The organism is Ignavibacteriales bacterium, from assembly GCA_026390595.1.
Classification (GTDB): Bacteria; Bacteroidota; Ignavibacteria; order UBA10030; family UBA10030; genus UBA9647.
The window spans coordinates 67,843-77,529 of the sequence record JAPLFQ010000004.1; the positions used below are offsets into that span (position 1 = coordinate 67,843).

The 9,687-nt window shown below is 54.5% G+C and carries 7 protein-coding genes; 1 reads left to right on the forward strand and 6 read right to left on the reverse strand.

All coding sequences use genetic code 11. The features are described 5' to 3' along the window. Window positions 1–204: 204 nt before the first annotated feature. The 6 genes from NTU47_00630 to NTU47_00655 form a co-directional block, all read right to left on the reverse strand. On the reverse strand, window positions 205–1,248 hold the full coding sequence (locus tag NTU47_00630) for a hypothetical protein (GenBank protein ID MCX6132288.1): 1,044 nt from the start codon (window positions 1,246–1,248) through the stop codon (window positions 205–207). A 39-nt stretch (window positions 1,249–1,287) separates the two neighbouring features. Then, the gene (locus tag NTU47_00635) at window positions 1,288–3,426 is read right to left on the reverse strand and encodes a M1 family metallopeptidase (protein MCX6132289.1); all 2,139 of its coding nucleotides are present in this window, start codon (window positions 3,424–3,426) and stop codon (window positions 1,288–1,290) included. A gap of 180 nt (window positions 3,427–3,606) precedes the next feature. Then, window positions 3,607–5,403: a PDZ domain-containing protein gene (locus tag NTU47_00640; protein ID MCX6132290.1), complete on the reverse strand. Its 1,797-nt coding sequence runs from the start codon at window positions 5,401–5,403 to the stop codon at window positions 3,607–3,609. 229 nt (window positions 5,404–5,632) lie between these two features. Continuing rightward, a complete protein-coding gene (locus NTU47_00645; protein MCX6132291.1) occupies window positions 5,633–6,457 on the reverse strand; it encodes a methyltransferase domain-containing protein in 825 nt (274 codons plus the stop codon). Window positions 6,458–6,787: 330 nt separating this feature from the next. Continuing rightward, entirely contained in the window at window positions 6,788–7,639 is an 852-nt protein-coding gene (locus NTU47_00650) for a hypothetical protein (protein ID MCX6132292.1), read from the reverse strand. An 81-nt stretch (window positions 7,640–7,720) separates the two neighbouring features. Beyond that, a complete protein-coding gene (locus tag NTU47_00655; GenBank protein MCX6132293.1) occupies window positions 7,721–8,215 on the reverse strand; it encodes a hypothetical protein in 495 nt (164 codons plus the stop codon). A gap of 287 nt (window positions 8,216–8,502) precedes the next feature. On the opposite strand from NTU47_00655, the gene NTU47_00660 reads away from it, so the two are divergent. Then, complete coding sequence (locus tag NTU47_00660) at window positions 8,503–9,480, forward strand: isoaspartyl peptidase/L-asparaginase (GenBank protein MCX6132294.1); 978 nt, start codon at window positions 8,503–8,505, stop codon at window positions 9,478–9,480. Window positions 9,481–9,687 lie beyond the last annotated feature (207 nt).

Here is a 9,687-nt window from a genome sequence, read left to right on the forward strand (position 1 = left end):
TGACTTTGTAGCAAGGTTGAGGTTTTCGACCGCGCTTTTAGTGCCGCACCCAAAGGCAAACATTGTACTTTGATTTCGTGGTTTCTAATGCAGAGACTGTCGATTTCCATTCCTCTGCGATTTTCTGCGTGCGCAATTTGTCCCCCCGCGTTTGGCGAGTCGTCTGTGCGTTGAAAATCACACGATGACCTATTTGAAATGAGGCTAGATCGTCGACGGAACGGCAGAAACGCTCTTCAGGTGTTCCTGCTGCGAGACGGTTCGGTACATCGTAACCTGGCTTGCATAGAAGGTGGCCTTGAGCCAGAGCCGGGCGATCATATATAACTGTTGAACGACGAACAGAAACACCAGAGGCCAGTAGGAATCCTGTGGGATAATCCTTTCGAGCACGGCATAGACGAGAATGAGAAGCATGCCGATGGCCGTCAGAAGGAGGTAGAGGCCGTATGTTCGGGTCAGGTGAGGAACAGCAAAACGAGCTCCAGCTATGGATGATCCGAGAGCGCTGGTGCGGTCGTCGACCACCATTCGGATGCGCGCATAGTCGAACACCATGAGAAGAAACGACATCAGGAGCAACACGACGATATTCCGGATCATATAATACAGAAACGGGATCGATTCAGAGGCGTCACGTTGAGTCCATTCAGCGATGCTGTTGTTGAACCAATCGACGACGACAGCGAAGAAGAGGTAATAGATGATAAGGGCCACGAGAGCGAGGCGGAAGAATTTTCCGAAGTACCTGGCACCGTCCATAAGGAATTCAGGGAAGGAGGAGCGATAGTCTTTCGAGTAGATTCCCACGAATCCTCCTGCCAGAAACGTATTCACGCACACGTACAACAGGCTGATAAAGAAGAGAAGGGAGAACTGCCCCGGGTTGAGCTGCCAGCGCACGAAAAAGTCGTACAGGAATCCCGCAAGCGACCTGACGAATCCCCCCTGCATCTGCATCTCGAGCTGATTCAGAAACGGGGCGAATCCGAAGATGGTAAGGTCAAGTGCCCGTGTGTATTCACTTTTTTCCATGTCCACGCGGTAGGAGTCTACCCAGGCGGGGTCCAGCTGCTTCAGGATCTTTTCGTCCATGACGCTGTCACGCAGATAGCCGTCAAGCTGTTTCAGCACGGGAAGAGCGAGGACCATCGCGAAGAAAACGTTGAGAAACCATGCGAACAGGATCATTCGCTTCGTTCGCGATGCAAGCTTGAGGCCTTCCATGAATGAAGACTTGATGTTCATGACTGTCTCCTGTCCCTCTTCGTGTCTTTGTGGTAAGCTCTAAAAGGCCGCCGACTCCAGATAAGTCTGCACCCAGAACATCCATTTGGAGGTATATTTACGGGCCGACAAGGATCGATAGCCGGGTTCGCGGACTACCTTGCTGTTGTTGTTGCCGTTGACATCCATCGCAAGCTTGTTCTCGGGATCGACAATCGCATAGCTCACGGGAGAATCGGTGTAGTAGGTGAATCTCTTCCATCGATATTGACCATCCCATCCTTCGCGGCGCAGCGATCCGTCCTTGAACACAACGAGAACATCGACGGGGGCGCGTGCGTCGCCTTCACGTTTGACGACCACTTCGCATTCGTAGGTTTTTGGAGGACGGGGGGCATCCGACGGCGTTCCGTTCATGGAGAAAAAGCCCGTTGGTGCAGGAACCCGGCGGTTGATGATCTGGTCGATGCTGTAGTCGAAGATGTCTGAACTGAACCATGTGTTTGCGAAGATCCAGCTCATGTTCCTGCCGCTGACATCGTTCACAATCTTGATGAAGTCCTCGCTGGTGGGATGCTTGAAACGGTACCGATGATGATATGTCCGCATCACACGGTACATCATCTCTTCCCCCAGGTACCGCTCGAGCGTCACGAGCGACAGCGCTGGTTTGGTATAGGAATTCAGGCCATACGTCTGGTAGTATTCCCAGCCGTTTCGTGCCATCAGGTCGTTCTTGCCGTAGCGGCGGAGTTCGCTGTCGCCGGCTCCCAGACGGGGGGACGGAATCTCGTCCATGACATACGGGATGCCGACATAGTTGCCGGCTCCCCGTCCGCCGAAAAAGAACCGTGACGGGTTGAACGGGGGCCAGGCGGTGTTCATCACGCGGTCGGTCGAGTACGTGTTGAAGCCCTCGTCGAGCCAGGCCTCCTCGAACTCGTTGTTTCCGATCAGTCCGTACCACCACTGATGACCGCATTCGTGCACGGTGACACCTTCGGGTGACGATGATTCCTTCGGGCTGAACCGATTCGCCCCACCGGTGAAGAGGGTGGGATACTCCATCCCTCCGGAAGCGCTGCCCATGGCCGGGTCGACCACGGTGATCGCGTCGTAAGGGTACTCGCCGTACCATTCGCCGTAGTACCGGAGCGCATTGAATGTCGCCGTGAAGTACCGATCAATCATGTTGTTGTGCTGCGGCTGTGTAAGGAGGATGACGGTGACTTCCTTGAGAGGATGATGACGGTCGGAGCGCTCGCCTTCTTCAATGCTGACGTGCTGGAATTTCCGCACGGTCGGCACCAGGTCTGGCGATGTCACCCACGCGAAATCATGCACATCTTCCTGGTGGAAACTGTACGTCGCCGTGTTGTCCTTGTTCTGTTGAGTGTTCTTTGGAAGCCCGCCCGTCGCGCCGATCACATACCCCTGGGGGAGGGTGATCTTGACGTCGTACACACCGTAGTCGGCAAAGAACTCCGTCGTGGCGTGAAATTGGTGGCAGTTCCATGCGTTGTTCCACCAGACACCGATTTTCGGAAACCACTGGGCAACAAAGTGGTAGTCCCGGATCGCTCCGGTCCGCGAAACCGGCAGCGGCTGCTTGGTTTCGAATTCGATCTTGAATGTGATAGACTGGCCGTTGGGGACGGGTTTTACAGCGTGGACCTGGCAGACGGTTTGATCGTCGGTGTTTCCGTCATCAGGCTGGATGTAATGGAAAGAGCCGGTGATATCAGTTTCTCCTTTTACATCGAGGACCTTGATGCTTTTTACATTGGTGTAGCCGTAATCGTCACGGTCCGGTCCGATGCGTCCGAGCTGATACCCGCTTTCCTTCGCGAATGTGCTGCGATTGTTTTTCCACGCGTTGTGATAGAGGTGAAAGGGAAAATCCTGTTGCGGCCTGCCCGTGGTGTTTTTCCATTCGAGCGTCTCGGTGCCCGAGATGATGTTCGTCCTGGTGTTGAGCTTGACGTCCATCGAATAGCGCACAATCCTGTCGCTTTGGGTGGGGAGCTTCAGGTCTTTGTCCCACGGCTCCGTTCCTTGCGTGAGCTTTGGAATCGATGGAGCAGGCTGCCGCTGCAACGTGATCGAGCTTCCCGGGGGAACCCCTATGAACGCAGCAAGAGCGATCAAGCCAGCGATGATGAAACCGTACTCCAGCAGCACAATGAGGATCTTTTTCATCGTAGTCCTCTGAAAGATGTAAACAGTAAACCGTGAACAGAGCGAACCTGGCTAATTCAAAGTTGGTGAGACGGGAGAAGTTAGACGGAAGACGGAACCCGAGACACCAGTCGCCTCACGTCTCCCTTCTCACATTTCACTCTTCTAATTTCTGGATTCTGACTTCTACCTTCTGCCTCTTCATTCCCACTTTGTCTTCAGCCACGACTCATAGATCGACTTCTGTAAAGGCGTCGGATTGGCTGTCTTGACGACCTTATATGGCGGAACGTCCTGCAGTCGAAGCGTCACATCGAATTCGCGCAGGGCATCCTCGCGGAAGAGCGTCACTTTCACCTTCTCTCCCGGCTTGAATTCTGCGACCCGGTCCGGCAGATCGCTGTTCCGGACGCGTCGGCTGTTGATGGCAAGGATTTCGTCTCCGATATCCAGCCCTGCATCGTATGCAGGAGAGCCGGTGATTATTCCGCGGATCATCGTCCGTCCCGCCTGGTCAAATGTCATCGCCCCGAGCCAGGGTTTGCGCTCGGAATCCATCGCCTGGAGATCAAGTCCAGCGTAGCGCAGCGCAGTTTCCCAATCGAGCGGCGTTGTCGCGTGGACATAGTTGACGAAGAAACTTTTCAGGCTGGAGCCGGCCAACTCTTCGGAGATCTTCTGAAGGTCATCGACGGTATATCCCTTGCTGGTGATCGGGAAACGGCGATAGAGTGCCCGCATGACGTCGTCCAAAGAATGCTTGTTGTCCGAGCGTTGGCGGATCTCGAGGTCGAGCAGCATGCTGACGTTTGAGCCTTTGCCGTAGTAATCACTTTCTGCATTGAACGACTGCTGTCCGCCTTTCCAGAACTTGACCCAGGCGTCGAAACTGGATTCAGAGAGAGACTGAACCTTGTTTCCGGGCCGCTGGCGGTCATTCTGGACTATCGCACCGAGACCATTCACTACAGATCCGGCAGGGTGGAGGCCGCATCGGACGAGCAGTAAGCCGTCGAAATATGATGTTGTGCCTTCCGCGATCCAGAGCTCCTTCACGTAGTTCTCATGCATGAAGTCGTACGGCAGAATACCCTTTGGACGGAGCTGTTTCACGTTCCACGTGTGGAAGTACTCGTGCGAAACCAGCCCGAGGAAGCCCTGATAGCCGGCCGGAGTCCTGAAGCTGGCCGGACTGGTTTGCATGATCGTCGAATTGAGGTGCTCTGTACCGCCACCGCCGCGCGACGTAATATGCAGCATAAAAACATACTTGTTGTATGGCAGGTCGCCCCAGAACTCCTTGTTTGCTTTGACGATCGTCGTCAGGTCTTTAACCATGGTTTCGGCATTGTATTGTGCCTCGCCATAGATCATCAGGATATGTTTCTTCCCTTCGACATCAAACGCGAAGTCCTTCTGTCGTCCGACCTCAATAGGAGAGTCCGCGAGAACATCATAGTTTGGTGCGAGCAATTTGAGAGCGTCGTGCGGATCAGACTCGAGGCCTGAGGTGACGTGCCAGTCCTGGTAAGGCTTCACGGCCACCGTGAGCGGCAGATGGCGGTAGCGTTCGACATACATGAACACAGCACAGGCATCGACAAACGCATGGTCATCGTTCAATCCCCGTGTTCGCTCACCGGCTTCGTTCGCGTACACTTTGTAGCGGATCGTGACGCCGGTCGATCGTCCTTTCTCGACATGCCACGTCGACTTATCGGTTTTCGCCCAGCGAAGCGTTGCGCCGGAACCATCGGTGGCAGAAAATTCCTGCACGCCTCCGGCGAAATCGAATATCACGTACCGCCCTGTGCGCCAGACAGGCAGCAGATAATCGATGCCCGTCGTACCGGCCGGCAGATTCCTGGCGCTCAGCTCGACTTCGAGCAGATGCGACGAGGGTTTGGACATTCCCAGCGTGTAGTCAAATCCAGGTGATTGGGCGAGCATCATCGTTGGCAGAAGGAGTATGAGCAGGAATGGTACAGCGCGTTTCATTGCTGTGGTCTCCGGGGTTGTAAGTGGTCCGCATTCTCTCGACGGGCGACAGGGTGGGATGGTGGTGAGTCATAGAGTGCTCACTTCCCGGTCGTGTGTATGTTTCGAAATTCAGGAGATCAATCTCCCCCTCAGAGCACAGATACGCGGATGAATAAATGACGGGATTTTTTGTGAAAAACTCCAGATAAGAATGCATTCCGAAGCGCTCAGACGCGCGTTCTCTTCATCATTCCGGTCTCTTTCCCGCGACATCCACAACCAGCGGCGAGAAGAACAGCGTGTTCGGGTTCTGTCTGTGGGCCTGCCAGTCTTTCAGCAAGTGATCGGCCTGCTCGTGTGAGATGATGCCTTTGTCGGCCATCAGAGGGATGTGGAGTGAAAAGAACCGATGAGCCCACTCCATCACACCGCTGGTCGGCCCGCCGGCAAGACAGGTGGGCGTGAAATCAATCAGACGCAGCCCATGCCTGGCGAACATTTCCGGGATCTTTCCGGTCACATAGGCATCGCCGCCTCCCGAGCGGTAGTATGCGCGCACGATGTCCGGCATACCATCCCATGGACCGCCGCGGGGGTAGAGCGAGAGACCTTCGTAGTAGTAGTCCTGTATGGCAACGATGCCGCCGGGGCGAAGCGTTGCAAAGAGCCGCGTGAGAAATTTTTCGGCATCGGGCACAAACGCAACAACCCAGCGAACGAAGACAATATCATATGCGCCCGCAGGAAGTGAAGTCTGCTCGGCTGTTCCCTGCAGGCAAGAGACATTGGTCCATCCAAGAGCGGTCGCCTGTTTCCTGAGCGAGTCGAGATAGAATTCCGACGGATCGAGGGCGGTGACTTCGCCGGTCTCTCCGACCATTTCCCGGAGGTCGATGGAAACCAGGCCAGGCCCCGCACCGACATCGAGGCAGCGACATCCGGATTGAACTCCCAGGCGGGCAAGGAATTTCCTCGTGACCGATCCCCAGACGCTGTGCTGGAACTGGAGACGCTCAAGTTCCTGTTGGTTCACACCAAGCAGGTATTCGTCGTGTTGACTGGACTCTGGCATTTGCGAATTCGTTTACGCTTGTTGGGGGCTGTTCGCGGGAAGAGGAGAATTTGCTCTCGTCAGGCGAAAGCGTGAATCAATGTACGACAGTTATCAAGAAAGGCAAGGGAGGAGAACACCGGAAGACCCATTGTTCTTCGACAGTTAAACTGTCGAAGATGACCCATGTCCGAGAGTCCCGCCATTAAGATTGGCGGGCAGGTCAACTCTCGGGCAACAAATGTTCATATCAGGCAACATGGGTTGGTGACGTTGCCAGCAACGTCGCTAACCGGTAACAACTGCATTTTAACCGCCTTCGTCAGTCCGAAAAACAAAGCTGATCCAATTCTACCGTATCGTCAGAGAGATGCTCAACTCCAGATTGATAAAGGACTTCCGCGTGCTTGCATCGACAACATTGAGCGGAATGATGTACGTTGCGGAAGGAGCGAGCGTCACCGAGCCTAATTCGATCGATGCTGGAAGCGAGACCTCATAGTCGAGCACGCTGAACGTGCTTGTCGACTTGGTCTGTGTGTTGGTTACTGAACCGACCTTTTTTCCCTTTGCCTTTGTCGTAAGCAATGTCGTGAGTTCGCTGTTCTGTTGGCCGAGCACCCACGAGAAGGAAGGACTCATCGTGATCCTGTTGTAGAGGCTGAGAGGGATCTCGAAGTTATGGGAAACTGACGTTATCAATGTGAATTCCGAGGCGGTACCGAAATTCATGCTGCCGAGTGCAGCGATGGAAACGGCAGGCCAGTCGAACGACAATCCTCCCTGCGCGTTATCCGTGAACACGGAGAGTTCGGTCTTGCTGCTGTCGTTGAACCAGAAGTGTGCGTACGAGAGAGAACCGCCAACAACCTCACTCAGTCTGAACTCGTAGCCGCCGGTCAGCTGAAAATTATCCCACCGGCTCCCTGCGTCATTCACGAAGTACGAAGAGGCCTGGACCGTGAGTCCGGAAGAATGACGATACGCCACCGAGGGGGCGATGGACTGCTGCAGGAGTCCATTGTCGCGTCCGCGGTAGGAGCTGTGATTCGCAAAGGCGGAGGAGAAAACAAGCCGGGAGGTTCCGTACCTCCACATCTCGATGCCGCTGAGCCGGTTATCGATCAGCGCGTTGCGGTAGTCGCGAATGGAATCTCGCGCGGCTTCAAGAGCATCCGTCAGGAGGTCGCTGCGCTCTTCCATCTGCGACGACGCCGTCTCGTGAAACTCTGAGATGAGACTATCCGCAAAGTCTTTGAATTCTGCGAGTCGGTCATTGAAATCTTAACGATTCTCGCAATCCAGGCAGACTGAGAACGCTTTTCGTGTTTTGGCCAACTCTCCGGTGATTTCCGACAGCCGCGCGGTGAAGAGTTGCCATGTGGACGATTCATGGGAAGCGAAGTTCGCGACAAGTGCTGCGCTCACTGTTCGCAGCGAATCCTGCCGTGACGTATCGAGGGAATCGTGAGCTGAAACGATGAGTGAATCGGCAAGGCCGGTGATCCTTTGTCCAGCATCGGCGACGGTGAGTCTCGTTGAGTTCATAAGTGCTTCGACGCGATGCTGCAGCCCCTTGAGGGTTGTATCTACAATGAACTGTGTTGATTTCACAAGGTCACGGCGCAGTTGGGGGATGTCGTCGCCTGCGTTCTTTGTCACTGTGAGGCTGGACTGGGCTATGGTGAGACTCCGGCCAATGGAAAGAAAACAGAGAAGAGTGAGGAACGAGAGCGCTCGACGGGCGCTGTGGTTGTAACGCTTGCTCAATAATACCATGGATTCTTCACTCGCTTGAAATTGGCCTGGTAACCGTCTGTTGTTTCTCTTTGACTGCCGGGTGAACAAGAGGTTTCAAATTCCCGAAAGCAGGTTCCCCATCCTCCCCCAACCGCCGGGGGCGGATAGTCGTTCCCACCCATGCAGTATACTGGAAAATGTTCATTTCGACAATGAGTGTCGACACACCCCCTCAGCGTGAAGTTTATTTTCACACAATCTATGATTACCATTGACTGTGGAACAATGCAATAACGCCCTTTCGTGTTCTCAGGAGGATTGTCTCAATGAAACTCATCCGCTGCTGTGTCGTAGTCCTGTTCTTTATTCCGATGTTCATGCCCGCACAAACGAAGTCGAACGAAGCGGCGTCAAAGACATATACAATTGTCATTCATGGCGGTGCCGGCAAGATCAGCCAGTCCATGCCCGACTCTGCAAAGCAAGCGTATCAGAAGGCCCTGGCGCACGCGCTCCAGATCGGGAAGGAAATTCTCGCGGAGGGTGGAACCAGCCTGGATGCGGTGGAGAAGGTGGTCAACTACTTCGAAACCGATCCGAAATTTAACGCGGGCATCGGTTCGGTTTTCACAGCCGATGGGACGCATGAAATGGATGCAGCGATCATGGACGGCCGCGATCTTTCGTGTGGGTCCGTCGCCGGTATCCAGCATGTCCCTCATCCGATTTCACTGGCACGGCTCGTCATGGAGAAAACGGCGCACGTCATGCTCGCGGGAGAAGGGGCGGAACGGTTTGCGCAGACGATGGGAATCAAGCTTGTTCCCGGCGACTACTTCGATACGCCGGAGCGGAAAAGGCAATACGAACAGTACAAGAAGAGGATCGAGCAGGGAAAACACGGAACGGTCGGATGTGTCGCACTTGATATCCATGGAAATCTCGCGGCCGCGACGTCAACGGGGGGTATGACGGGAAAGATGCCCGGGCGTATCGGTGACGCGCCGCTCATCGGCGACGGGACGTATGCGAACAACAAGACATGTGCAATATCCTGCACCGGATGGGGTGAGAAGTTCATCCGGAACACCGTGGCGTTCAATATTTCCGCGCTCATGGAATACAAAGGAATGACCCTGGCTCAGGCGTCCGACGAAATGATCTACAAGCGTCTCCAGGCCGATGACGGCGGATTGATTGCAGTGGACGCAAAGGGGAACTACGCGATGCCGTTTAACTCGACGGGAATGTTCAGAGGAGTCGCAACGTCGACCGGGACGTTCGAGGTGAAGATCTGGAAGTGAGCTGCGCGGTTGGAACGGAAGGGTGAGATGGAAAACGTGAAACGTGAGACGGTAGACAAGCAGAACACTGTATCGTCCTGGAAAAAGTTGACAGGTAATCATTTACCGATCGACAGGAGCCAGGACCATGGAAAAGGTAGTTCGTCAATACAGTTCCGCATTTAGAGAAGCCGTGGTTGCAGATGTGACATCAGGGCAGTATACTGT